Source organism: Pacificoceanicola algae, assembly GCF_049341065.1.
In the GTDB taxonomy this organism is placed as follows: domain Bacteria; phylum Pseudomonadota; class Alphaproteobacteria; order Rhodobacterales; family Rhodobacteraceae; genus Pacificoceanicola.
The window spans coordinates 280097-302983 of sequence record NZ_JBMPIX010000004.1; the positions used below are offsets into that span (position 1 = coordinate 280097).

The window sequence follows — 22887 nt, forward strand, 5'->3', positions numbered from 1 at the left end:
GAGAGATCGATAAATGAAACTAAAATCGTCGGTAATGGTTCTCGTGCTCGCGATGTCCGCCCATACGGCCCATGCGCTTGATGCGGGGCGGTACAAAACACTGGTGGCGGAAACGATTTCCGGCATCAGTTCAAATGATGTCGATGTCGTCCGAATGATTGATCTGCAACAGCAGCTGATTGCCATGGGCGTCCAGGGCGCGCGGGCTTTCGCAGTCGACTCGCCCGCGGACGCGACCTTGATGAATTTCGTGGCGGATCAAGCCGACGCCATGCAGCAAATGACCTTGGACGAAATCGAAGCTGCCTGGCACGACGGGGAAGCGCTGGAAGAGATTGGCCTAGCCATGGATGCTCTTGACCATTTCGGCGCCCAAATCAGCCACATGGACGCAATCGTTCATCCCGCTACCGCGATTATCGCTTTGCGTGAATATCAGGCCACGGGGAAGAAAAGCTATCTGGTCCAGGTGAAAGATGAGCTTTCGGAAGTGGTCGAGCACATCGGTCATTTGAACTAATTAGTGAATAGGTCCTGCCCCCATGAAACTGACACACTCTATCACCGTTCAGCTATTCGCGTTTTTTGGCGCGATTCTTGTGGCCGCCGCGATTGTCGGAGGAATCGGATTGATGGGGGTTCGAAACATCGCGGGAACCGTCGGCGGAACGGCAAGAGATGCCCTGCCGAAAGTGGCGGATTCGACAGAACTTGAAGCTCACAGCCTCCACTTCGAAACGCTTCTGGTAGCCTATCTCGATCGCAAATCCTTCGATGCCGAGGAGGAAGCGCAGGTCAAGGAGGCGCTGAGTGACGTCAAGGATCATGTCGCCGAAGGGAGTTCGATTGCCGCACTTTATCCAGCTCTTGAAAGCTCTGCCACCAAGGCGCTTGATGATCATCGCCGTTCTTCGGAGCTGGTTTTCAACATCGGAGACGAAGAGTTGTCGATTGCTGAGGTTCTGCGGCGGATCAAACTGGAAAACGGCGACTATCTGAAGTCAGTAAGCGAAGCCACCAGTTTTGGTGTCTTTGAGGGCGTTCTGGTCGATCCGACCCAGACGACTTTCTATGCGTGGTCGCAGAGTTTCAAACCCAAACACCCCGGCCTTAAAGAAGCTATGGATGCCTATGCAAAGGCCGAAGCGGATACCATAACCTATGTATCTGAAAAGCTTGCCTCGAATCCAAAGACTGCCCAGTCGCAATTTGTACGGATGACCGCGCGCCGCGTGCCACGCATGGAGCGCGCTTTGGATGATCTTCTGACCCTTGCTGAAAAGACCTACAAAATCCGCGTTGCGGCCAAGACGACCACGCTTGCGCGCCTGCGTGGTCAGTTGGCTACCTTCATCGACGCGGTCACCAAAGAGCAGGAACAGGCTCTGGCTGACATGCAGGCTTCGGTCACAACAGCGCAAGAACGTGCCGATCAGGTCGCGACCCTGATCACAGCGGCCTTGGCGATCGGTCTCGGTCTGTCCGTCCTGATGACTTATATCTCGGTGCGCCGGATCGCTCACCCGTTGAAAGATCTGTCAAATGCAATCGAATTGCTGTCGCAACAGCAATATGACGCGAGTGTTCCGCATACTACGCGCAAGGATGAATTGGGCCGGATTGCGGTCAACGTCGACATCTTGCGCGGCAATCTTCAAATCGCCGAAAAGGAAAGCACCCGCCGCGAGTTGGAGCGTGCCGAACAGGCCGACGTGATGGAGCAGTTCAGCCACGGAATTCGCCTTCTGGCGCAGGGGGACCTGACCTGCCGCTTGGAAGACGTCTTCATGGCGGATTACGAACCGTTGCGACGTGATTTCAACGAAACTGTGGATTCTCTGAATGCCATCGTGAGCAGTTTGATCGGTAATGCGGATAAGGTTCATCTTGGGGCGGATGGGATTACGAATTCCATCACCGATATGTCGCAACGAACCGAAAACCAGGCTGCGACTCTGGAACAGGCCGCAGCCGCGCTTGATCAGATGACTGCAAGCGTTCGGTCCTCGGCCGAGGCAGCCGACGCCGCGAATAGCGAAGTTGCCGAAGCAAGGAACGAGGTGGATCGCAGCAGCCAAGTGGTTGGAGAGGCGGTTGGAGCAATGCAGTCGATCAAGGAATCCAGCGATCAGATCGTCCAGATCCTTTCCTTTATCGATGACATTGCCTTTCAGACCAACCTTCTGGCCCTGAACGCGGGGGTTGAGGCAGCCCGGGCTGGAAATGCGGGACGCGGCTTTGCCGTTGTCGCCTCCGAGGTATTGGCCCTTGCCCAGCGCACGTCGGATGCCGCCAATGAGATCAAGGGCCTGATCCTGACTGCGGCCGATCAGGTCGAGTCAGGCGTATCTCTGGTCAATCAGACGGGGCGCTCATTGTCCCAGATTGTCGAGCGGGTTGGCCGGGTGACTGAGCAGGTGCAAAACATTGCCGCCAGCGCCAAAGAGCAGGCCGTCGGTCTCGCTGAGATTAATTCAGGCGTAACCCAACTGGATGGTGTGACCCAACAAAATGCGGCGATGGTTGGGGAAACTACGGCGGCGTCAAACAACATGCGCAACGATGCTGTGAATTTGCGCCGGATGGTGGATCGGTTCCGGTTAAGGGCCGAGAAGGTGGACATGCCGCATGCGGGCCGCGAAGACACTTGGGACAGCCTTCTGAATTTCAAAATCCCGCTAGACGATCAGATCGCCGCATAAACTGGTCTCGCCGCCGCAGTCCCTTGGGATGCGGCGGTTTTCTGCGACTTGCGGCCAAGGGGTGACATTGGAAAATGCTGGTCGCCCAACGCGTGATTTGCCGTTGCAATCGTCAAAACAATCGGCGCATTTTGCCCTATGTCCGATTTGACTTGTCCCAATTGCGGTGACGCGGTTCCGGCGCAGATTTCTTATGTGACAATGGTCACCTGCCCGTCCTGCAGCACGACACTTTATCTGGATGGTGCGCGTCTGCGTGCCGCCGGAAAAGCGGGTGAAATGCACGATGGACCCAAGCTTTTTGATCTTGGCGACACGGTTCGACTGGGTGAAGCCACGGTACAGATCATGGGGCACGCCCGGTTTTCTTATGGTCGTGGCTGGTGGGATGAATTCTGGGGCCTTGATGAGGAACAGCGCAGCGTCTGGGTTTCGGTCGATGAGGGCGACATCATTCTGCAATACCCGATGAAGGAGTCGTTTTGGCCGCCGCTTCAGTCCGGTAGTCCGGTCGGAACGGCCTTCAAGCATCGCGATGAGACATGGCGGGTGGTCGAACACGACAAGGCGGAATGCATCGCGTTGAGGGGCTCGTTCGGTGAACAGCTTGCGGTCGGCGAGACGTACCGCTTTATCAACGCGCAATCCGAGAGTGGCGCACTGATGTCCGGCGAATTTTGGGAGGATGGCCGCGCCTGGTTTCTGGGCTTCTGGCACGATCCCTTTGAGATCAAGGTCGAGGTCGACCCATGACCCGAGCCGCCAGTCTTGAATCGATCAACTGCACGGCTTGCGGCGCGGGACTTGATATTCTGGGCGGGGGCCGTGTTACCACGCACATCTGTTCTTATTGCGGAACAGAGATGGACGCTCGTCACGACTATCGCGCATTGCGCAAGTTTTCCGACATGCCCCGGCCCGATACGCCCTTTTCGCTGGGGCAGACGGGCAAGATACGCGGCGTTGAGTGGACGGTTATCGGCACGCTCGGCCACCGTGAAGATTGGGGTAGCAAGACATGGACCTGGGTTGAGCATCAGATTTTTTCACCCACCCATGGCTATGCCTGGCTGACGGTCGAAGATGGGCATCTGATCTTTTCCCGCCGGTTGCGCGGCGCTCCTCAATCGCTTTGGATCAGTGAGAACTGGGTCGAGACCGCCGAAAACATCCCCTTTGTGTGGTACGGTTCCGAGACCTTCAAATACCTGCAAACGACGAAAAGCCGCCTGACTTTTGCCGAGGGCGAATTTACCTGGTCTCCGAGTGTGGGCGATACGACGACCACGGTTTCGGCAATGTCGCCAACCGCCATGCTGGACTTTTCCCAGACAGGGACCGAACGTGAGATTTATCGCTCGACCTATCTGCCGCAGGCAGAGACGCTCAAGGCGTTCGGGCTCAAACCCGGTGATTTGAAACGTCAGGGCGTGCACGCGCTTCAGCCGTATAAGGCGGGCGAGAATTCGGGCTTCATTGCCTATGCCAGCGGGCTTGCTGCGGCCGCAAGTTTCATCATTGCGCTTACCTTCAGCTTTTTGCCCGGGTTTCAGATACTCGCGCCGACGACTTTGACAACGCGATCCTTGCCGCGATCCGTGACGTTTGACATCACCGACACCACGAAGCTTGCTGGGATCAAGCTGCAAAGCGATGTCGCGAACGCCTGGGCCTATTACGAGATGGAGCTGACCGACCCCGAAGACGAACCAATGTTCGAAGCGGGACGGACCGTCGAGTATTATTACGGGCGTGAAGGCTCGGAAAACTGGAGCGAAGGCAGCAGGTCGACCTCGCTGTATTTCCGCCCGTCCGAGCCGGGCACCTACACATTGACCGTTGATCAGCCCGAGGCGGGCACTTGGGGCAGCAGCAATATCCGCAAAGCCTCGGGCGTAACGATTTCGGCCCGGCAGGGGATGTCCTCGGGATTCTGGATGTATGTGCTTGGCGCCGGCTTTGCAGCTGTGGCGGCATTGTCTTTCGGACGTGGACATTATCACCGGATGCGTCGATGGCGGCACAGCGATTGGAGCGACGATTGAGATGAACCTTTTCCGCGTGGCCTTTATTGTCATTTCGACCGCTGCCATAGGGGGCACTTCCTACGTGTCCTACTACGGTGCAGGTGGTGAAAGCCTTGATCTGGACCAGTCGGTTCGGGTGGCCTCGGGTGGGCGCGTGGGCGGCGTCGTCGGCAGAGTAAAATAACAGGGGAACCCTAATGGATCTGTTTTCAGCAATTCAACTGACCGAAGTTGTCAGCACCATCTTTTACACCTTTCTCGGGGTGATCTTGATGTCCATCTTCTGGTGGATCATCAACGTCATGACCCCCTTCTCGGTCATCAAGGAGATCGAGGAGGACCAGAACATCTCGCTCGCCATCCTGATAGGCTCGGTTTTCGTTGCGCTTTCCATCATCATTGCGGCCGTGATCCTGTCGTGAGCGAGACGCCTTCGCCGCGTCTGCGCGAAGTTTGGCTGCTGGCGGCGACATTCCTGATCGCGGTGGCCGGCCTGATCTATGAGCTGATCGCGGCCACCGTTTCGAGCTATCTTCTGGGCGACTCCGTTAGGCAGTTCAGCATCGTGATTGGCGTTTTCCTCAGCTCGATGGGGCTGGGGGCGTGGCTGTCGCGATACATCGAAGAGGCGATCCGTGGCTTTTCATGGGCACAGATCGCGCTGGGCGTTGTTGGCGGCTTCATGGCGCCAGCCTTGTTCTTTGCCTACGCATGGCTTGGCGAAGTCGCGATGCCGCTATATGCCATGCTGATCGCGGTCGGCGTATTGTCCGGGATGGAAATTCCGTTGATCGCCCGAGTATTGAAAAGCATCGGCGTGCCGGATTTCAGGTTTGAAAACGTTCTGACCGTTGACTATGTGGGCGCACTGGCAGCCTCGCTGGCGTTTCCGCTGCTGATTATCCCGCACCTTGGCCTGATGTCCGCGAGCCTTGTCTTTGGCTGCCTCAATCTTTTGGTTGCTGGCCTGTCGCTGTACCTGTTCCGCGAATTCGCAAGCCGCACGCAATGGGCGGCCTGGGCGGTGGCGTTGCTTTGTTCGGTCGCTGCACTGATCGGGGCCGAACGCTTGGTCTCGGTGGCCGAAACGCAGTTGTTCGAGGATGACGTCATCCTGTCGGAGACCACGCCCTATCAGCAGATCACCGTGACCCAGTTTCGGGGCCGTACGCGGCTTTTCCTCGACTATTCGATCCAGTTCGATTCGATGGATGAATACCGGTATCACGAAATGCTGGTGCATCCGGCGCTGGGGCTGGCGCCGCGCGTTGCAAACATCCTGATTCTTGGCGGCGGTGACGGTATGGCAACGCGCGAAGTGCTGCGGCATGCCGGGGTCGAACATGTGACGCTGGTCGATCTGGATCCGCGCGTGACTGAACTTTTCCGGGAACGCCCCGAATTGGCGGCTTTGAACAAAGGCGCTTTCTCAGATCCGCGCGTGACGATCATCAACCGTGACGGCTGGCAGTTCATCGAAAACTCGGATGAGACATTTGACGTGATCATTCTGGATTTGCCCGACCCAAAGAACATCGCCCTGTCCAAGCTCTACTCGCGGCAATTCTACACCCTTGTAGCCGAACGGCTTTCCGCAACCGGGTTGATCGTGACCCAAGCCGGATCGCCATTGTTTGCCCGCCAGGCTTTTTGGTCGATCGCTCATACCTTTACGGAAACCCGCAATCCGCTGGCCCCCGGCGAAGGTCTGTCGATCCTGCCCTACCATGTCTATGTCCCCAGTTTTGGCGACTGGGGTTTTGTCATGGCCAGCTTCGCCCCCTTGGCGCCGCGGACACCTGATCTGCCCGAAGATTTGTCGTATCTGACCGCGCAAACTTGGCAAAAGGCGCAGGTGTTCGGTACCGACACCCAAGAGATCGCAGCCGAGGTCAACGACATACAGTCCCACGCTCTGGTCGGCTATTATCTGGATGGCTGGGACAGGTGGTTTCGATAACTAGGAATCCTGCCGCGCGATTTCGGTGATCAACACGTCGCTGACGATATCGCCAAGCACGGGCCGGGCCGCCTCCAGCAAGGAACTGCGAAGATCGTCCATCCGGTTGCCCGTGGTGAAATTGCCTTTGAAACCGCCCACATTGGCGTGATCGAACATCACCTGCAGAAAGACATCGCGCAGCTTTGGCTCTCTGGCATAGACGGTTTCGGTGGACCCGGTGGTGACCTCAACGCTGAGCGAAGCCACCACCAGAGCCGTCACCTTGTCCGAGCCGACCACCGGAATGACAAACTGGTTGTTCAGTTTGACGTACTCTCTTGTGGAGGGCTCGGCTTCGGCTTCGGCCGGGGTATGGGCCTCGGCAGCGTGGTCCTGCGGCGGGGCGCATTCGACGGCCGCGCCGTCCGCATGTTCCTCTGCTGCGGGCGGCATAAGGAAGAGCCCCGCGCCAACGCCTGCGCCTGTGCCGATCAGGGCCAGTAAAATGGGCAATAGCTTGCGCATGGCTGATTCCTCAGAAAGGCAGGACCGCGTCCAGCACCTGCTGGCCGATCCGGGGTTGCTGCATGTCGCTGATCTGACCGCGACCGCCATAGGAAATGCGGGCCGAGGCGATCTTGTCGTAGGTGATTTCGTTTTGCCGGGAGATGTCCTCGGGCCGTACATACCCGGTCACCAGAAGTTCGCGCAGCTCAAAGTTCACGCGCACCTCTTGAGAACCTTCGATAGCCAGAACGCCGTTTGGCAGCACATCGACAATGGTCGCAGCGACCCGCAACGTCAGTTGTTCGCTGCGTTTGACACTGCCATCACCCCGGGACTGACTGGAACTGTTGAGCGATACCGCGCTGTCGAGGCTGGCACCATCAGTGATGCCTTGGTTGACCCGCTCCGGAATGCCAAACAAGTCCGGGATACCCAGGTTTTCCGAACCCGAACGCGACCGGGCCGTGCTGTTTGAAATGGCGGCTTTCTCTTTGATATCAATCACAACGGTCAGGATATCGCCGCGCTTGATGGCCCGACGATCGCCCAAAAGCGACCCCTGTCCGCCACTCCAAAGCGAAGCGCGCTCAGTGTTTTGCTGAGACAAGGGAATATTCGGAATGCCCTGCGCGATCATCGCCACCCTTTCGGGGCTTTGCGTCGTCGGCGTGAAATCGGGCTCTTTACCAATGTGCTTGGCACGCTCGCAGGCGGAGGTGAGCAAAATCAAAGCGATAAGACAGGATTGGCGCAGCATATTCTTCCTCATTTGGTGACCAGCACAGTGCCATCGGGGGCGATCAGCCCGAAAAGGACCGTCCGAGAGCCGGTATTCATAACGCGAATTCGTTCGCCGACGCCGCCCCGGGCAAGGGCGCGTCCTTCGGCGGCGATTCGAAGACCGCCGCGTGCGTAAATAAGTTCGACCATCTGGTTGCGATCGATCAGGGCCGGTTCTCCTACCGAGCCCTGCATGACCACCCGGCCAGCATAAAGCGCGATGCGGGCTTCTTGCCCGATCACTTCGTCCAGGCTTTGATGTGCCCCATCGACATTGGCCGGATCTATGCGGACATCGCCCGCCGAGATCAGCTCTTGTGGCCGGATGGTACGGGTGGCGATTACCGTATCGGCAAAACCTGGTCCCGCGATAAGGGCGATCATGACTGCGAGCGCACGCATCAGCGGATCTGGCTCGTGGCGGCCAACATCTGGTCAGCGGCGGAAATGACCTTGGAGTTTAGTTCATAGCCGCGCTGAGCCTCGATCAGATCGGTGATTTCCTTGACCGGATCGACGGAGCTTTCTTCAAGGAAACCCTGCCGAAGTGTTCCGAGGCCATCCAGACCTGCCGTGGTTTGCAGCGCCGCGCCCGAGGCCTCGGTTTCAACAAAGAGGTTCGAGCCGATGGCCTCAAGACCCTTGGCGTTGGTGAAGCCGACCATTGTGAATTGGCCCAAAAGCTGTGCCTCGGCGGTGCCAGTGAAATAGGCATAGACCTCGCCATCTGGATTGATCGAAATGCTGCGTGCATCGTCTGGGATCGTAATTTCGGGCGACACAGGATAGCCTTCGGAATTGACGATCAGGCCTTCTCCGGTGCGCTTCAGGGCCCCGTCGCGAGTATAAGCCGCCTGACCTGAGGGCAGGGTAACCTCGAGGTAACCGGAACCTTCGATCGCCACATCCAGATCCCCGCCGGTCGCTGCCAAGGCGCCTTGCGACAGCATGACCGAGACCGAAGACGGGCGCACGCCCAGACCAAGTTGCACGCCGGTTGGCAGCACCGTGCCGTCCGAAGCGTTGACCGTGCCGGGGCGGGCGGCTTGCTGATAATGCAGGTCGGCAAATTCCGCCCGGCGGGCGTTATAGCCTGTGGTGCTCATGTTCGACAGGTTGTTCGAGATCACCTCGACCCGCGTTTGCTGGGCGCTCATACCCGTGGCGGCGATTTGAAGGGCGCGCATGGCTGCCTCCTGTTATTTGATGAATGCCTTGATGGCGGATCTGATGCGTTCGTCTTCTTTATCGAGAAAGCTTTGACCCAACTCGTAGGCGCGCTGCACCTCGACCATCCGCGAAATCTGCAGGATCGGATTGACGTTAGATGCTTCGACAAAACCCTGCATCACACGCGGTTCATCGGTCGGCTCAAAGCCTGCGTCGGCCTTGAACAAGACGCTGCCTTCCCGAACCATCTGCGACGGCTCCAGCGGGCGCACGACACCTATCTGACCGATCGGACGGCCTTGTGTGCTGATCGTGCCGTCGCGCCCGATCGAAAGATCCGTCGCGTCGGGCGGCACAAAGACCGGCGCACCGCCGTTGTCCAGAACCTGATAACCATCGGGCGTGACCAGCGTGCCAGCATTGTCGGGCGTGAAGGACCCGGCGCGCGTCAGGCGCTGACCGTTTGGCGTCGCGATCAGGAAAAAGCCATCGCCTTCGATCGCCATGTCAAAGGTGCCGTTCGTCTGCTCCAGCGTGCCCTGCGCAAAAGAGGTGTTGCGCACCCGTGCGGCGGACATTGCGACCGAAGCCCCGGCATCAGCCTCTCGAATGTACTCCGAGAAGATGATCCCTTGCTGGCGAAAACCGGTGGTGTTCGCGTTGGCGATATTGTTTGCAATTACCTGCATTTCCCGCTTCAGCCCCGAAAGGCGCGAAAGCGCGGCATACCCTGCGGATTCCATGTCAGCCTCCGGTGATGATGGGAATAATCTGGTCCTGAAAAAATTCGACCAGAGTGCGTGTCATAAAGCTCATCGACATCCAGAAGACGACGATGATGGCCATGAGTTTCGGCACGAAGGTCAGCGTCATTTCCTGGATCGAGGTCAGCGCCTGAAACAAGCCGACACCAACACCCGCAATCAGCGCGGCACTGAGAATCGGGATTGAGGTGACCGTGGCGATCCAAAGACCTTGCCGCAGCGTGTCGAAAAAGATGGCTTCTGTCATCATGGGATCAGACCGGCATCCGCAGGATTTCCTGATAGGCCTCGACCACCTTGTTGCGTACTGCAACAACGGTCTCGACGGCCAGTTCAGATTGCGCCAATGCCTCGACCAGCGCATGTGGGTCGGCATCGCCGGACATACTGGCCTGTGCGGTCTGCTCGGCCTCGCGAAGTGTGCCGACAAAATCCTGCGCGGCTTGGGCAAAGCTGCCCTGAAGGCTGGGGTCTTTGATAGCGTCGGGCTCCATTGCGGGGCGCGAGGCTGCGTATTTTTGTGCTGCATATAGCGATCGGACGTCCATTCTGGTCTCCTTTCACGAGTTTCGGAATTTTAGCGTCTGAGAAGTTCCATCAGCCCGGACGACATTTGGCGGGTCTGGTCGAACATCTTGAGGTTGGCCTCGTAACTGCGTTGCGCTTCGCGCGCGTCGGCAATTTCGATCACCAGATCGACGTTCGACCCTCGGTAATTGCCCGTGGCATCGGCAAGCGGATGAGAGGGATCGTAAATCTGCTCCAGTTCGGAACGATCAAGCCGGACCCGGCCGGTTTCAACGCGCGAAAGAACGGTATCGCTTCGGTCAAGTTCAAAGGGAACCGACTTGCGGTGATAACCCGGAGTATCCATGTTTGCGATGTTTTCTGAGACCAGGCGCAGGCGCGTGGCCTGCGCCTTTAGTCCGCTGGCGGTGACACTTAGCGCGTCGGAAAAAGCACTCATTCCTTAGCTCCTTTAGCTGCGGCCAAGACTTGCCCGAATGACGGACAGGCTGTTTCTGTAAATGGCGAGGGCGCGGTCGTGCTCGCGTTTGGCATCGACGGCCTCTAGCATTTCGAGTTCGAGGGAAACCGTGTTGCCATTAGGGTCCATCGCATCGCGGCGCTCGCGCACTTCAACCGAACGCTCTGCCTGCCCGTTAAGATGGCCTGCACGAGTCGCGCGCTGCCCTATCAGAGACCCGCGCAGGGTTTCTTGAAACTCTGGCAGCTGTTTTGCGCGATACCCTGGGGTATCGGCGTTTGCGATATTCTGGGCGCTGATCGCTTGCTTATGGCCTGCGTGCTTGGCCATCGCCATCGCCGTTCTGAAGACGTCCAAATTCTGGAACATCGGGGCTTCTCCCTCGATTGCTTAAATCAAGGCTTAACTCCGATTCCTTTAGAAACGGTTTGCAGAAAACTGAACGGAGCGTTCGATGGACAATAACGACATTGCGGGGCTGAGAGCGCGAATCGCGCAAATGCAACCGGTGCGGAACGTTGGTCGGGTTCGATCCGTTGATGGTACAACGATCTGGGTTACCGGACTGGCTCATACGGCTTGTATCGGTGACCGCTTGCGCCTGTTTCATCCCGGCGGAGTACTAGAGGGGGAAGTGCTTCGGATTCGTGATGAATTGGTGGCCATGCTTCCAGACGAGGCCCCTGAGGGGGTTTCTCAGGGCGACCGGGTGGCTGTAATGGGCGCCCCGGTTCTAGCGCCCTGCGATTCGTGGATCGGCCGGGTCATTGACCCGTATGGACGCCCTTTGGACGGAGCGCCGTTGGTCCCGGGTCCACAACGCCGGCCCTTCCGGGCGAGCCCGCCGCCCGCCGCCGCGCGGCGCAGTCTTGGCGCACGGTTGAACACCGGGCTATGCGTCTTCGACACTCTGCTTCCAATCGTTCAGGGGCAAAGAATCGGGCTGTTTGCCGGCTCTGGCGTTGGAAAATCGCGCCTGCTTTCGCAATTGGCGCAGGGAATGCAGGCCGATGTCGTGGTTCTGGCCCTTGTGGGAGAGCGCGGGCGCGAGGTGCAGGAATTCGTGCGCAACGTTCTCGGTCCGGAAGGCATGGCGCGCAGTGTTGTCGTTGCCGCCACATCTGATCGTTCGCCGATGGAGCGGCGCCGGTGCCCCCTAGCGGCAATGACAATAGCCGAGCATTTCCGCGATCAGGGGAAGCATGTTCTCTATCTTGCGGACTCGATCACGCGATTTGCCGAAGCTCACCGGGAGGTTGCCATCGCATCGGGGGAATTGCCTGCCTTGCGCGGCCATCCGCCCTCGGTCGCGCACCAGATCATGCGACTTGCGGAACGCGCCGGCCCCGGTCTGGCGAATGGCGGAGATATTACGGCCGTGTTCAGCGTTCTCGTGGCTGGCTCTGACATGGATGAACCCGTTGCGGATATCCTGCGCGGCGTTCTCGATGGACATGTGGTCATGGATCGTCAAATTGCCGAGCGCGGGAGATTCCCGGCCATCGATCTGCTGCGGTCGGTTTCAAGGAGCCTGCCCGAAGCGGCAAGCGCACATGAGAACGATCTGATAGCCAAGGTTCGGCAATTGCTGGGTGCCTATTCGCGATCCGAGACTATGGTTCGCGCCGGGCTTTACCGAGACGGCGAAGATCCCGTATTGGATCAAGCGATTCGAGCATGGGACGATCTGGATCGCTTTTTGGCCGAAGAATCTGCGGGGGGACCCGTCAATGCTTTCAATAAGCTGGAGCTGTTGCTGCGCCGTGCCGGAGCGACAACAAATTCATCCGTAACAGCGCAGCCGGGGCGTCGCGCACAAAATTCCGGCGGTCCGGCCGGTGTTCGTTCAAATGGGCCAAATCGCGGATCGTCTTTTCCGGCAAGATAGGGAAACCGTTTCCTGTACGCTGCTTGCCTAGCTCAGGACCCATGGCCAATAGATGACGGTCGCAGCGAATTCGATGTCTGCGAGGAAGACCTTCGGGCACCGGTAATCGCGCGTGGCGACCCGTTGCCAATCCTTGCGCCTGCCAAACATGATCTCGATCATTGTCCGGCAGGGCATTGCATAGCTATGTCACGAAGGGGCAGTTTCGGCGTTTCTGGTGTCGCTTGTCGTACTTTACCGGCGCTTTTCGATGTTTCCTACCGGGGTTACATTCGCATATTTCCTTGTCTTTAAGGGCGTTCCGGATCCAGTCGACATCTGGCCGGCTGTCGTAAAGCACCCGCACTCTGATGTCGACGCTGTGCCGCTGCCCGGCAGGCGATGCCTTCATCGCCGAGAGGGGTTTGCTGCCGTTAAGTACAGGTAAAGTGAACCCCCTGCTGTCGAAGATGGCATGTAATATTCTGTTTCTGTTTCCCTTGGTGCGTCCGATCAGCCGACCAAGCTCCGCTTTTTGACGCCCAGACTGGACGCCGGTTCGAGGGCGTTCGGGAACGTGGCGACGATCATGACCGTCTTTTCCTCGCTGCGAAGGCCAAAGATTCCTCGTAAACGATCGGACCGTAAGGAAGCATTTTACCTAATACTATTCGTCAACTTGAGAAAAACAGCCCGGTTTCAAAGTCTTGGCGCCACGCCTAACCCAAAATTGAAGTCCGCGGGATCGATTGAAGTAAAGAAAGCGCAACCATCCCAGAACCTGATTGAGAAAACTGTTGAACCTGAGTTTGCAACAAGTAGGACTGAACGACCTTTTCCATGATCTCCGGGTCGGCGACTTCGCTTACTTCTGAAACGCCGAAGCGGCTTTGAACCTTGTCGCGGAACACTTCCAGTTGCTGATCAATATCTAGTTGGCCAAAGCCGGTCGGTAAACCAAGCGCGGTTTCAAATACGGTGCGAAGCGCGGTCGTGCCCATAACCCGAAACCAATTGGTGTCCCCACTACTGCCAGAACCGCCGATTTCTGGTAGCGCTCTATGGAAGTTCAGCGCGATGCGCAGGGTATCATCTTGTTCACCAACGGCGACCTCGAAGGATTGTTGGCGATATTTCGAAACGATCTCCTCTCCGAAAAAGCTTAGTTGAGTACGAGCTCCGACCGGGGAATCAAAAGCAAACGCTGACGCCAGTGCCTTGTATCGATCATCTGACATTTTGTTGGCGAGGCTATCGGAAGCAGCTCCGCCTTCCTCCAGAATTTTCTGGATGAAGAACTTGTTGTCGATATCATCCTGTAGGCCAAAAGCCCCAAGGGCAACGCGTCGTAACCTGCGATCCGATACCAGATCCTCTGCTGTTTTGACGTTGCCGATGTTCTTTTTGAAGTAGTCTGTGTCGCGCACCAAATCCGTAGATTTGTCAAAGACAGCGCGCTGCGTGTCCTGTGTGGCCTTTAGAAACTGCCATCCGACCAGTCCGGTGCCGACAATGATGGGTTGAAAGCTCATTGCTGCGACGCGGCAAGAAGCCGGTCCTCACGTGGGATAAGAGCGCGCAGTGCCTTGAGACATTGATAGAATTGCTCGGTCAACAATGCGTTGCTGGCTTGTGCCAAAAGCCTGCGGCTGTCAGGGTCGATCAAGATGTGGCTCAGCTCTTCGATGCGCGGTAGTAACTGCCTTTTCGCGTCGCTTGGTTCAGCGTCACCAGTCAAGATGAGCTGCGCCGTATAGCAAAGGCGGCGTACAGGTGTTTGGGCCTCATCAGGATGGATTGCATCTCGCAATCGCAGCACATTGGCATTTGGTGTTACGATGGATAGTCGGCTTCGGCGATCACCGTTTTCAATCACCGCTCCATTGATCAAAACGCGCTCGCGCGGACCAAGTTTCAGAACCAAACCGCTCATTTGGGTGTCCTCCGGCTGCCCAATCCGCGCAGGATGGCAGCGTTGATTTCCAGAAGTGGCGTGATCCGCTCTTTTTTCATCAAGACCTTGGTGGTGTGCTGCTGCACAAATTCCGCCAAGTAAAAAATGCGGGCCCGAAGGTCTTGTGGCAAGCCGTTGTCATCATCGGCAACGTCAACGGCGAGCATTGTCCAAAGACGTTGATTATCGGAAAGTGCCTCGACTAGTCTTGGATAGGCCAAGGGCCCGGCTTCTGCGGCTGACTTAATGCGATGTGTCACGCGAGCGATCAGCTCATATTCAGTGCCTCGGGCGGTTTTTGTTGTCCGGGCAGTCTGGGAATAGGCGTGCTGGGCAAGGGATTGGGCGTTCACTGCAAAACCTTCTGGTTGTGACGACTATGTATGAATGGCGATCGGAGGCCGGTTTTCCGGCCTCCGACTATGGCCATTAACGGAACAGCGACAGGAGCTGCTGCGGCGCCTGGTTGGCGATCGACAGAGCCTGAACACCCAGCTGCTGCTGGACCTGAAGGGCCTGAAGACGCGCCGAGGCCGCTTCCATATCGGCGTCGACAAGAGTGCCGATGCCGGACTTCAGAGCATCGGTCAGACCGGTGATAAAGTCGGTTTGGGTTTCGATACGGCCCTGGGCCGAACCAAAGTTGGCTGCGGAGTCGATCGAAATCTGGATCAGACCTTCGATTTCCTCCAACGCGGCATCCGCGCCGTCCTGCGTGGTTACGTTGATGTCGCTCAGCCCAGCCAGGCGGCCACCGATTGTGCCATCATTCTCCGACCCATCCAAAGCAGACTGCTGCACGTCAGTTGCGGCAAAGGCGGCGAAGTTGGTGCCGGTGTTGTTGGTGACCGAAATTTCGCCTGCGTTGGTACCAGCAGCAAAGGTGGCATCAACTCCGTCTTCTACTGCCTGCTTGTTCAGAGCATCGACCATACCCGTCACAACGTCTGCCAAGGTGTCACCGTCGCGGGCGACATAGGCCACGTCCGCAGAGAAACCCAACTTGGTCGAACCGGCAGCCTGAACTTCGTAGGAGTTACCAGCGGTGATGCCGCCAGCAGTGTCTTCCTGCAAAGTTGCCATGACGCCGGACGCGCCGGTGGCAACGGTGTTGGTCGAGCCAGCGTTAACCGAAACAGTACCGGCAGAAGACGCGCTGGTGCCGAGGTCTTGCTTGGCAACATTGATGTCGGACGCGGTTACGCCGGTGCCCGAACGGTCAAGAGAAGCCAGAACATTGATGCTGCCCGAGCCGGCAGTGTTGTCGGTGTTGGACAGCAGGTTCAAGCCGTTGAACTGGGCTGCACCTACAACCGCGCCAATCTGATCGCGCAGGGCGTTGATGTCGGTCTGGATCTTTTCCCGGTCGACGTTCTCTTCCTGTGCAGCGACGATCTTGCCTTTGATGTCGGTCAGCAATTCGGTGGTCGTTTCAGCGGCCTGGCGGGCAACTGCAACGGTCGACTGACCAAGGTTAAGACTGTCGGAGATGCCTTTGAAGCCTTTCACGTCGGCTTCCATCACCTTGGAGATCGCCCAAACGGCAGAGTTGTCCTTGGCGCTGGACACGCGCTTGCCAGTCGAGATTTCCGACTGGGTTTGAGCCAAGCCCGAGTTGATCGACTTAAGGGTCTGAAGCGCCACCATGGCGCCGTTGTTCGTCAGGATGCTAGACATGCATTTTGTCCTTGCTTTGATGGCGCTTTTGCGCCGGTTTCATTTGCCGGTTAAGGCATCTCTGACGTCTTTCTGACGTGTGCAGCCAGGATTTGCGGGACTGCGCCACCCTTTCGAGTGCAGCGCCAACATGGGTTTCGAATCCTAACGTTGCGCTAATTCCGTTTTCGCTATTTCCGCGAATTTGAATCGAATGGTCACGCTCGGTGCTCCAGCTTCTTTTCTTCCGGCCCATTAAGGGTCGTCCTGCGACCTTTTTCGTCATATGTATCAAGAGATTTTCGCAGCCGGTTCAAATGACCCAGACGGTTCGCCACGTTGCGCAGACCTGCCAGAGCCTGATCGAAAAGTTCTTGATTCCGGCGCAGCCCATCGCGAAGCGGGGCAACGTCTTCCTCATTGGTGGCCGTCTCGCTAAGCCCAAAGGCCAAATCTTGTTTTTCTTCCATGAGTTCGGCGATTCTTTCGAAATCACCTTCCAGAAGCGCTTTGCGCTCGGCTGCAATCAATTCCTTGAGGCGATCTAAGGTATTAGTATTGTTCATCTAATTTCTCCTTCATTGACTGATAAAGTGTTTCGGCCAGGCCGATTCCGCCTTTGGCCGCCATCGCTCGGGCTTGTTCCTGAACCAGAAAGGACGAGAATTGGTCCTCGCCTGCGCCGCCGCCGAATCCCCCGGGCGTTTTGCCGACGCCTGCGGATTCAAGCATTTCCGCAAGAAAGCTGGCTTCAAGTTCCTGAGCGGCCTTAGCCAGGGCTTTGTTCTGAATTTGACCAGAACTGCCATTAATTGACGGTATGTCCATCCGGATATCTCCAATTCGACTCACTTGAACCAGTTTTCTGCGAAGGCGGTAAAGAACCGGTAAGGATGTTCGATCTACAAAGCGGAGACGGAAGAAATCCCGAGGCAAGCGAATGCTTACACAACTGACCGGTCTATTTGGTTTTGCCCCAAGGGCTGAAACAGCAGACATGACGAAATCTGCGCGACAAGGTTCAGATTTTTCGTCCGTGTTCGAAAATCTTGCCGAGCATGACGTCGAAAAAGACGAGACTTCCCGCGGTTTGCCTACTGAAGAGGAAAATGCGGAAGCCACTGTTCAGGTCGAAGAGGCGGAGGATGGTTTCAGAGACGAGGCGGCCGACGGGGCTGAGGCGGATCTGGAGTCGTTGAACACGCCTGATGGACCAAAGTTGTTTCAAGACGAAGCAACAGACCCTTGGTCGTCAACCGCTTCGGCCAATGATCTCCCGGTTGGGCGGTGTGTTACGGATAGTCAGCCTTTCGCTCATGACTGGGATGCGACCCCAATCAAGGTGCCGGAAAATGCCGTAAATTCGGATCTCAGCACCATGTTCAATCGGTCCGACCCGTCGCAGGGGCCTGTATTGGAGACGGGAAGGAAACCTCCGTTTCCGACCGGAACAGCTCTGAATCATGCGCGCCCTTCAATGGCAAGTGGCGATAGGCAAACGATGATCGACACACCGGTTAGGTTTTCGGAGAAGACCGCTGGTCAAGCCATGCAGGCGCTTCTGACCGAAGTCTCAGAGGGTGGATCCGAACCGCCAACCCTCAGCGATGCCCCCATCGCGTTTACGGGTAGCAAAAGTGTTTTTTCCGGTTCCGAGCAAACCTTGTCGCAAAAAATTGCATCTCATTCAGAAGGAACCGCGCCTATCGTTACCACGGGCAACACAGAAATTGCCCAACCGGGGGCAAAATTTGTGCCTGGGATATCGCAGACGAACCAGACAGGAGTACGTGTTGGTCAGTCCGGTGGAACGGTGGAAGCAGAACAGGAAATCCTTGGTGATGCAGAAAGAGCAGTCACAACGGCGCGGACTCCGCCTTCAGATTTCAGCATTCCAGACAATGGCGCAGCGGACGGCCCGCAAGCTTTTCTCACACAGTTTGGGACACATCAGAGAAGCAGTGTGATTGCGGAACACAAAGGCTCGCCCAACCCTCTGACAGTCGCAACTTCTTCAACGCTTGAGCCACAACCGTCGCACCGCACGGAGGCCATTACCGCAGGGCCGGAATCAGCGCCGCGGTTCAACGGAGATTCGGTTGGCACATTGGATGGACCATCAGATATCCTATCAGGTCAAACAATTGCCAAGCATGGAACCGAGGCAAACGCGCATGGATCAAGCAAGCTGAAGCCGGTTGATTTTCCTATCTTTTTGGGGTCCGAAAACTCCGAAAAACATGATGTGCGAGTGTCATTCACTCCTGGACAATCGGTGACCAACGACAACAAATTGGGGCTGGACCATCCGAAGATGCCCGCTTCGGCGCCCAAGCTTGGCGATCTGGCCAACGCCAAACTTGATATGTTTGGCAAAGCCGCTGTGGAGATTGCTTCTGATCCTTCGGTCAAGGACGTGGCTTCAGAAATTGGGATTGGCCCAAGGCGTGACCGGGTCGCAGCGACGCCCACGTTTTCGGCGGCCCCTTCGCTTGGCGACAGGGCGCAATCAGGGTTTACGGCAGAACCGAAAGAGATCCAAACCGGGCATTTGTCCGGGGGTGAGGTTCGGATGGCAACTCGGAACAATGAGCTATCGGAAAATGCCGATCCTGCGCAAGCTTCTGACAAAGCGATCGAAAAACCGAACGCAGCCAGCACTTTTCTGAGCGCCCCGACAATTGGTCGTGAACAGCCGGCTTCAATCAACCCCTTCAAAGGCAACGAACGATCTGCGCAACCGGAAATAACGAGCTTGCCGGATAGGAATAGGCAAACTGACCGTGGTCTGCGAATTGAGGAGTCGCGTACTTCTATGCACCCGACTTCAGTTCCAATGCGTACGCCTACTCCGGCTCAACTTGCTTACCCACCCGCAATGCGACTGGCCGCTGCGCAGGTTACAAATCCGTCGCTGATGGAGCCAAGTGACTCCTCTTTCGATCCCGAACCGGTCGAGTTTTTTGCGGTCACCTCAGGCGGTGAACCCCGGATGCAGGGCCTTCTCAACCACGGCGGTGATCGCGGCCTCAATAACGCGCGGACCCACGCTGAAGCGGTTATGCGGCAGGTTTCGGACAAACTACCGCGCTTGGCCGAAGGGACGATCGATATCCGACTCGACCCGGAAGAATTGGGCAAGGTTCGCATGCGTTTGATCACTGCCGAGCACGGCATGACCGTACATATTCAAGCTGATCGCCCTGAAACGATAGATTTGCTCCGGCGAAACGTGGATCAACTTGCGCGAGACTTGGCAGACGCCGGGTTTGAGGCTTCTGGTTTCAGCTTTGGCGATGAGCGGGCGCAGAACAATTCCGAAGACGGCGAGCCTGACAGCAACCCAGTTGCCACAAAAGTCGCATCGGCAGAGGCGCGGCAAAGTCCCGGAATCGTCGACAAAAATAGTCCAACCGCCCCGATTGGCGGGTTGGATATCAGGATATGAGGTACCAGAATGGTTGAAGTCAGCTCGGCAACATCGACAGCGGGGATTCAAAACCGCACAACAACCTCCAGTGAAGGTGAAAACGCGGCAAAAACCGCACTCAGTTCGGATTTTGAAACCTTCCTGCGCATGTTGACTGTGCAGGTCCAAAATCAGGATCCATTGAACCCGGTAGATTCGACAGACTACGCAACGCAGCTCGCGACATTCTCGTCGGTCGAGCAGCAGGTTCTGACCAACGATTTGTTAAAGGACATGGCCACGCAGTTGGGCGGCAACGGGTTGCAACAAGCCGGACAATGGATCGGGATGGAGGCTTTGGCTCGCGCGCCGGTATGGTTCAATGACAGCCCGATATCGATCAGGCCTGAATACAACGAAAACACGGATCGCGCTGAATTGTTGGTCCGGAATTCGGCGGGCGAGGTTGTGCAAACCTTTGCTTTGGATGAACTGCCTGAGGATATCGTCTGGACCGGCACGGATGAAGACGGCGCATTGCTGCCAGTTGATGTCTACAGCTTCCAGATCGAACAGTATGAGGGCGAAACCCTTTTGGAAACGTCTACACCATTGAGCTACAACCGCATTGTCGAAGTGCGGGCGGATGGCTCGGACGTTTTGGTAAGGCTGTCCGACGGGACCGAGCTTCCATCGTCAATGGTGACGGGGCTGCGGACGCCCACGATTTGATCCGGATGGCAAACAGGGCTGGCCGTCAGATAAATTGCCAAAGCATCACGCCAGCGACTCCGATTGCCAATCCAAGCGCTAGAAAAAGCAACCGGGATGGCCAACGGGATTCGGGGCGCTTCGCCGGCTCTTTTGATTGGCGGATAAGGGCAGCCTCAACCAGACCGGGGAGGCGCGGACCAAAGCGTGATATGACGCGCAGGGTCTGGCCCAGATCACGCGCAATTGCACGCGGCCCGATCGACTGTTTTATATAGTCTTCAACGACCGGCTGGGCGACCTTCCAGATGTTCATATGTGGGTTGAGCGACCGCGCAACGCCCTCGACCACAACCATGGTGCGTTGCAACAGGATCAGCTCGGTCCGTGTCTCCATGCCAAACCGTTCGGTCACCTCGAACAGATAGGCCAGCAGTTTTCCCATAGAGATTCCGCTGGCGTCCATTCCGAAGATGGGTTCGCCGACGGCGCGCAGAGCGCGTGCGAATTCATCGACGTCACGGTCAGCTGGAACATATCCAGCCTCGAAATGCACTTCGGCCACACGCTGATAGTCGCGCCGGATGAAGCCATATAGGATCTCGGCATAGACGCGGCGCGTGTATTCGTCGATATGCCCCATGATGCCAAAGTCATAGGCAATGATGTCGCCATTTGCCGCGACTTTCAGGTTGCCCTGATGCATGTCCGCGTGAAAAAAACCGTCGCGCAGGGCGTGGTTCAGGAACAGTTGCAAAACGCGTTCGGACAGGAGCACGCGGTCGTGCCCGGCAGCATCCAAAGCGTCATTGTCGCCCAAGGGCAGGCCATCGGCCCAGCCCAGTGTCATCACCCGGCGCCCAGAATGTTGCCATTTGATTTCAGGCAGTTGAAAGCCTTCGTCCCCACCCGTGTTGGCGGCGAACTCACTTGCGGCCGCGCTTTCAAGGCGCAGGTCCAATTCGCCCATGACGACTCCTTCGAAGTGGGCGATCACCTCGGTCGGGCGCAAACGGCGAGAGGCTGGGGACAGCAGTTCGATCACTGACGCCGAGAAGTAGAAGGCGTCGATGTCGCGCCGAAACTTACGCTCAATCCCCGGGCGCAGGATTTTGACGGCGACGATCTCTCCGGTTTCGGCAAGGCGCGCCTTATGGACCTGGGCGATGGAGGCGGCGGCGACGGGATCCGAAAATTCGGAAAAGATTTCGTCAATGGGACGGCCAAGTTCTGCTTCGACGGCGGCTTTGGCCTGATCCACCGAGAAAGGCGGCAGTTTGTCTTGAAGAATGCGCAGCTCTTGCGCCATCTCATCACCAACAACGTCCGGTCGGGTCGAAAGGATTTGGCCGAATTTGATGTAGGCCGGGCCCAATGCGTTCAGCGCACGGACAGGTGCAGGCATCGCGGGATCGCCCTTTTCACCCAGCCATTTGAACGGCCAGCCAAGAACGCGGGCGGCGATACGGAGCGATGCTGGCGCTTCCATCGCATCCAGAACGGCACGCATGGCGCCGGTGCGTTCCATTGTGGCGCCGGTCTGGATCAGACGCCAAATGTTATGAGGGCCGCGCACCTAAATCTTCCAACCCGAATGCAAACAGGCGACGCCCATCGTAAGGTTGCGATATTTGGCGTTTTCAAAACCAGCCGCCCGCACCATCCCCAAAAAGGTTTCTTGATCGGGAAATTTGCGTATTGATTCAACAAGGTACTGATAGCTGTCGCGGTCGTTGGCGATCATCTGGCCCAACCGAGGAATGATGTTGAAGGAATACAGGTCATAGGCCTTTTGCATCAGATCGTTGGGGATCTGGCTGAATTCCAGCACCATCAGGCGGCCGCCGGGTCTGAGCACGCGATAGGCTTCGTTCAGAGCCTCTTGGGGGCGGGTGACATTCCGGATGCCAAAGGAAATCGTGTAAACGTCAAAGCTGTTGTCGGCAAAGGGCAGGGCCATCGCATCGCCAACCACCCAATCGAGCTGTTCGGCCATGGCATCCGCTTCGGCGCGTTTGCGGCCTTCGACCAGCATCGGCTCGGTCAGGTCGAGAACGGTGGCATGGCCGTGGCCTGCGCGCTTGAGAAACCGAAAGGAAATGTCGCCGGTGCCACCCGCGACATCCAGCAATTGCTGACCGGGGCGCGGAGCCAACCAGTCCATCATGGCATCTTTCCAAATCCGGTGGATGCCGAGCGACATGGCGTCGTTCATCACGTCGTATTTCGAGGCAACCGAGTTGAATACGCCCTGCACGCGGCCGGCCTTTTCGCCCTCGGGGACGTCCTGAAACCCGAAATGGGTCGTTTTTTCATCCGGTTCAGTCATGCAATGGGTCCGATCCAGCCATCCTGCGGTCGTATTTGTGCTTAAACTCATGACTGTCAAAGGACAAACGGTCAAATCCGC

27 protein-coding genes and 1 pseudogene are annotated in these 22887 nt (G+C 57.2%); 10 read left to right on the top strand and 18 right to left on the bottom strand.

What is annotated here, in order from left to right; all coding sequences use genetic code 11:
- The first annotated feature begins 13 nt into the window (after positions 1-13).
- The 7 genes from ACOYQJ_RS08380 to ACOYQJ_RS08410 all read left to right on the top strand — a co-directional run bounded on the left by ACOYQJ_RS08380 (position 14) and on the right by ACOYQJ_RS08410 (position 6689).
- Complete coding sequence (locus ACOYQJ_RS08380; protein ID WP_422905564.1) at positions 14-520, top strand: hypothetical protein; 507 nt, start codon at positions 14-16, stop codon at positions 518-520.
- A gap of 22 nt (positions 521-542) precedes the next feature.
- Entirely contained in the window at positions 543-2702 is a 2160-nt protein-coding gene (locus tag ACOYQJ_RS08385; protein WP_422905565.1) for a methyl-accepting chemotaxis protein, read from the top strand.
- 138 nt (positions 2703-2840) lie between these two features.
- Positions 2841-3455 (top strand): DUF4178 domain-containing protein, encoded by a 615-nt coding sequence (locus ACOYQJ_RS08390; RefSeq protein WP_422905566.1) that lies wholly within the window; start codon positions 2841-2843, stop codon positions 3453-3455.
- Positions 3452-4747 (top strand): DUF4178 domain-containing protein, encoded by a 1296-nt coding sequence (locus ACOYQJ_RS08395; protein ID WP_422905567.1) that lies wholly within the window; start codon positions 3452-3454, stop codon positions 4745-4747. The genes ACOYQJ_RS08390 and ACOYQJ_RS08395 overlap by 4 nt, the downstream gene beginning before the upstream one ends.
- Position 4748: 1 nt before the next feature.
- Entirely contained in the window at positions 4749-4913 is a 165-nt protein-coding gene (locus ACOYQJ_RS08400) for a hypothetical protein (RefSeq protein WP_422905568.1), read from the top strand.
- A gap of 13 nt (positions 4914-4926) precedes the next feature.
- Positions 4927-5151 (top strand): DUF350 domain-containing protein, encoded by a 225-nt coding sequence (locus ACOYQJ_RS08405; RefSeq protein ID WP_422905569.1) that lies wholly within the window; start codon positions 4927-4929, stop codon positions 5149-5151.
- The gene (locus tag ACOYQJ_RS08410) at positions 5148-6689 is read left to right on the top strand and encodes a polyamine aminopropyltransferase (RefSeq protein ID WP_422905570.1); all 1542 of its coding nucleotides are present in this window, start codon (positions 5148-5150) and stop codon (positions 6687-6689) included. The genes ACOYQJ_RS08405 and ACOYQJ_RS08410 overlap by 4 nt, the downstream gene beginning before the upstream one ends.
- Here the strand turns inward: ACOYQJ_RS08410 and ACOYQJ_RS08415 are convergent, their stop codons facing one another.
- The 9 genes from ACOYQJ_RS08415 to ACOYQJ_RS08455 are packed head-to-tail and all read right to left on the bottom strand — an operon-like array spanning position 6690 to position 11249.
- Complete coding sequence (locus ACOYQJ_RS08415; protein WP_422905571.1) at positions 6690-7196, bottom strand: flagellar basal body-associated FliL family protein; 507 nt, start codon at positions 7194-7196, stop codon at positions 6690-6692.
- Positions 7197-7206: 10 nt separating this feature from the next.
- The gene (gene flgH / locus ACOYQJ_RS08420) at positions 7207-7935 is read right to left on the bottom strand and encodes a flagellar basal body L-ring protein FlgH (protein WP_422905572.1); all 729 of its coding nucleotides are present in this window, start codon (positions 7933-7935) and stop codon (positions 7207-7209) included.
- A gap of 8 nt (positions 7936-7943) precedes the next feature.
- Positions 7944-8360, bottom strand: coding sequence for a flagellar basal body P-ring formation chaperone FlgA (gene flgA, locus ACOYQJ_RS08425; protein ID WP_422905573.1), 417 nt, complete (start codon positions 8358-8360; stop codon positions 7944-7946).
- The gene (gene flgG / locus ACOYQJ_RS08430) at positions 8360-9145 is read right to left on the bottom strand and encodes a flagellar basal-body rod protein FlgG (protein WP_422905574.1); all 786 of its coding nucleotides are present in this window, start codon (positions 9143-9145) and stop codon (positions 8360-8362) included. The genes flgA and flgG overlap by 1 nt, the downstream gene beginning before the upstream one ends.
- Positions 9146-9157: 12 nt before the next feature.
- Positions 9158-9871 (bottom strand): flagellar hook-basal body complex protein, encoded by a 714-nt coding sequence (locus ACOYQJ_RS08435; protein WP_422905575.1) that lies wholly within the window; start codon positions 9869-9871, stop codon positions 9158-9160.
- Between the two features lies 1 nt (position 9872).
- Positions 9873-10142, bottom strand: coding sequence for a flagellar biosynthetic protein FliQ (locus tag ACOYQJ_RS08440; protein WP_422905576.1), 270 nt, complete (start codon positions 10140-10142; stop codon positions 9873-9875).
- A 4-nt stretch (positions 10143-10146) separates the two neighbouring features.
- Positions 10147-10440, bottom strand: a complete 294-nt coding sequence (fliE, locus tag ACOYQJ_RS08445) for a flagellar hook-basal body complex protein FliE (RefSeq protein ID WP_422905577.1) — start codon at positions 10438-10440, stop codon at positions 10147-10149.
- A gap of 29 nt (positions 10441-10469) precedes the next feature.
- On the bottom strand, positions 10470-10859 hold the full coding sequence (gene flgC, locus ACOYQJ_RS08450; protein WP_422905578.1) for a flagellar basal body rod protein FlgC: 390 nt from the start codon (positions 10857-10859) through the stop codon (positions 10470-10472).
- Positions 10860-10871: 12 nt separating this feature from the next.
- On the bottom strand, positions 10872-11249 hold the full coding sequence (locus ACOYQJ_RS08455; RefSeq protein WP_422905579.1) for a FlgB family protein: 378 nt from the start codon (positions 11247-11249) through the stop codon (positions 10872-10874).
- A gap of 85 nt (positions 11250-11334) precedes the next feature.
- Between ACOYQJ_RS08455 and ACOYQJ_RS08460 the strand changes: the two genes are divergently transcribed.
- Entirely contained in the window at positions 11335-12768 is a 1434-nt protein-coding gene (locus ACOYQJ_RS08460) for a FliI/YscN family ATPase (protein ID WP_422905580.1), read from the top strand.
- A gap of 27 nt (positions 12769-12795) precedes the next feature.
- On the opposite strand, the pseudogene ACOYQJ_RS08465 reads toward ACOYQJ_RS08460, so the two are convergent.
- The 7 genes and pseudogenes from ACOYQJ_RS08465 to ACOYQJ_RS08495 form a co-directional block, all read right to left on the bottom strand.
- Positions 12796-13027, bottom strand: a pseudogene (locus ACOYQJ_RS08465) (hypothetical protein); the annotation flags it as partial.
- A gap of 439 nt (positions 13028-13466) precedes the next feature.
- On the bottom strand, positions 13467-14279 hold the full coding sequence (locus ACOYQJ_RS08470; protein WP_422905581.1) for a DUF1217 domain-containing protein: 813 nt from the start codon (positions 14277-14279) through the stop codon (positions 13467-13469).
- Complete coding sequence (flbT, locus tag ACOYQJ_RS08475) at positions 14276-14680, bottom strand: flagellar biosynthesis repressor FlbT (RefSeq protein WP_422905582.1); 405 nt, start codon at positions 14678-14680, stop codon at positions 14276-14278. Before flbT ends, ACOYQJ_RS08470 begins: the two co-directional genes overlap by 4 nt.
- A complete protein-coding gene (gene flaF / locus ACOYQJ_RS08480; RefSeq protein WP_422905583.1) occupies positions 14677-15054 on the bottom strand; it encodes a flagellar biosynthesis regulator FlaF in 378 nt (125 codons plus the stop codon). The genes flbT and flaF overlap by 4 nt, the downstream gene beginning before the upstream one ends.
- Before the next feature lie 76 nt (positions 15055-15130).
- Positions 15131-16378, bottom strand: coding sequence for a flagellin N-terminal helical domain-containing protein (locus ACOYQJ_RS08485; RefSeq protein WP_422905584.1), 1248 nt, complete (start codon positions 16376-16378; stop codon positions 15131-15133).
- Between the two features lie 197 nt (positions 16379-16575).
- Complete coding sequence (locus tag ACOYQJ_RS08490; protein WP_422905585.1) at positions 16576-16923, bottom strand: flagellar protein FlgN; 348 nt, start codon at positions 16921-16923, stop codon at positions 16576-16578.
- Positions 16910-17185 carry a rod-binding protein gene (locus ACOYQJ_RS08495; RefSeq protein ID WP_422905586.1) on the bottom strand — a complete coding sequence of 92 codons (276 nt, stop codon included), beginning with the start codon at positions 17183-17185 and terminating at the stop codon, positions 16910-16912. Before ACOYQJ_RS08495 ends, ACOYQJ_RS08490 begins: the two co-directional genes overlap by 14 nt.
- Positions 17186-17297: 112 nt before the next feature.
- Here ACOYQJ_RS08495 and ACOYQJ_RS08500 point away from each other — a divergent pair, with 112 nt between their 5' ends.
- Positions 17298-19805, top strand: coding sequence for a flagellar hook-length control protein FliK (locus ACOYQJ_RS08500; protein ID WP_422905587.1), 2508 nt, complete (start codon positions 17298-17300; stop codon positions 19803-19805).
- A gap of 9 nt (positions 19806-19814) precedes the next feature.
- Positions 19815-20498, top strand: coding sequence for a flagellar hook capping FlgD N-terminal domain-containing protein (locus tag ACOYQJ_RS08505; protein WP_422905588.1), 684 nt, complete (start codon positions 19815-19817; stop codon positions 20496-20498).
- Between the two features lie 25 nt (positions 20499-20523).
- Here the strand turns inward: ACOYQJ_RS08505 and ubiB are convergent, their stop codons facing one another.
- Positions 20524-22053: a 2-polyprenylphenol 6-hydroxylase gene (gene ubiB, locus ACOYQJ_RS08510; RefSeq protein WP_422905589.1), complete on the bottom strand. Its 1530-nt coding sequence runs from the start codon at positions 22051-22053 to the stop codon at positions 20524-20526.
- Positions 22054-22806 (bottom strand): bifunctional demethylmenaquinone methyltransferase/2-methoxy-6-polyprenyl-1,4-benzoquinol methylase UbiE, encoded by a 753-nt coding sequence (gene ubiE / locus ACOYQJ_RS08515; protein WP_422905590.1) that lies wholly within the window; start codon positions 22804-22806, stop codon positions 22054-22056. It lies immediately after the preceding gene.
- Positions 22807-22887: the final 81 nt, after the last annotated feature.

Excerpts from the sequence above, each read along its gene's own strand:
- ACOYQJ_RS08380 (WP_422905564.1), top strand. The coding sequence starts at position 14 with ATGAAACTAAAATCGTCGGTAATGGTTCTCGTGCTCGCGATGTCCGCC.
- ACOYQJ_RS08385 (WP_422905565.1), top strand. The coding sequence starts at position 543 with ATGAAACTGACACACTCTATCACCGTTCAGCTATTCGCGTTTTTTGGC.
- ACOYQJ_RS08390 (WP_422905566.1), top strand. The coding sequence starts at position 2,841 with ATGTCCGATTTGACTTGTCCCAATTGCGGTGACGCGGTTCCGGCGCAG.
- ACOYQJ_RS08395 (WP_422905567.1), top strand. The coding sequence starts at position 3,452 with ATGACCCGAGCCGCCAGTCTTGAATCGATCAACTGCACGGCTTGCGGC.
- ACOYQJ_RS08400 (WP_422905568.1), top strand. The coding sequence starts at position 4,749 with ATGAACCTTTTCCGCGTGGCCTTTATTGTCATTTCGACCGCTGCCATA.
- ACOYQJ_RS08405 (WP_422905569.1), top strand. The coding sequence starts at position 4,927 with ATGGATCTGTTTTCAGCAATTCAACTGACCGAAGTTGTCAGCACCATC.
- ACOYQJ_RS08415 (WP_422905571.1), bottom strand. The coding sequence starts at position 7,196 with ATGCGCAAGCTATTGCCCATTTTACTGGCCCTGATCGGCACAGGCGCA.
- flgH (WP_422905572.1), bottom strand. The coding sequence starts at position 7,935 with ATGCTGCGCCAATCCTGTCTTATCGCTTTGATTTTGCTCACCTCCGCC.
- flgA (WP_422905573.1), bottom strand. The coding sequence starts at position 8,360 with ATGCGTGCGCTCGCAGTCATGATCGCCCTTATCGCGGGACCAGGTTTT.
- flgG (WP_422905574.1), bottom strand. The coding sequence starts at position 9,145 with ATGCGCGCCCTTCAAATCGCCGCCACGGGTATGAGCGCCCAGCAAACG.
- ACOYQJ_RS08435 (WP_422905575.1), bottom strand. The coding sequence starts at position 9,871 with ATGGAATCCGCAGGGTATGCCGCGCTTTCGCGCCTTTCGGGGCTGAAG.
- ACOYQJ_RS08440 (WP_422905576.1), bottom strand. The coding sequence starts at position 10,142 with ATGATGACAGAAGCCATCTTTTTCGACACGCTGCGGCAAGGTCTTTGG.
- fliE (WP_422905577.1), bottom strand. The coding sequence starts at position 10,440 with ATGGACGTCCGATCGCTATATGCAGCACAAAAATACGCAGCCTCGCGC.
- flgC (WP_422905578.1), bottom strand. The coding sequence starts at position 10,859 with ATGAGTGCTTTTTCCGACGCGCTAAGTGTCACCGCCAGCGGACTAAAG.
- ACOYQJ_RS08455 (WP_422905579.1), bottom strand. The coding sequence starts at position 11,249 with ATGTTCCAGAATTTGGACGTCTTCAGAACGGCGATGGCGATGGCCAAG.
- ACOYQJ_RS08460 (WP_422905580.1), top strand. The coding sequence starts at position 11,335 with ATGGACAATAACGACATTGCGGGGCTGAGAGCGCGAATCGCGCAAATG.
- ACOYQJ_RS08470 (WP_422905581.1), bottom strand. The coding sequence starts at position 14,279 with ATGAGCTTTCAACCCATCATTGTCGGCACCGGACTGGTCGGATGGCAG.
- flbT (WP_422905582.1), bottom strand. The coding sequence starts at position 14,680 with ATGAGCGGTTTGGTTCTGAAACTTGGTCCGCGCGAGCGCGTTTTGATC.
- ACOYQJ_RS08485 (WP_422905584.1), bottom strand. The coding sequence starts at position 16,378 with ATGTCTAGCATCCTGACGAACAACGGCGCCATGGTGGCGCTTCAGACC.
- ACOYQJ_RS08490 (WP_422905585.1), bottom strand. The coding sequence starts at position 16,923 with ATGAACAATACTAATACCTTAGATCGCCTCAAGGAATTGATTGCAGCC.
- ACOYQJ_RS08495 (WP_422905586.1), bottom strand. The coding sequence starts at position 17,185 with ATGGACATACCGTCAATTAATGGCAGTTCTGGTCAAATTCAGAACAAA.
- ACOYQJ_RS08500 (WP_422905587.1), top strand. The coding sequence starts at position 17,298 with ATGCTTACACAACTGACCGGTCTATTTGGTTTTGCCCCAAGGGCTGAA.
- ACOYQJ_RS08505 (WP_422905588.1), top strand. The coding sequence starts at position 19,815 with ATGGTTGAAGTCAGCTCGGCAACATCGACAGCGGGGATTCAAAACCGC.
- ubiE (WP_422905590.1), bottom strand. The coding sequence starts at position 22,806 with ATGACTGAACCGGATGAAAAAACGACCCATTTCGGGTTTCAGGACGTC.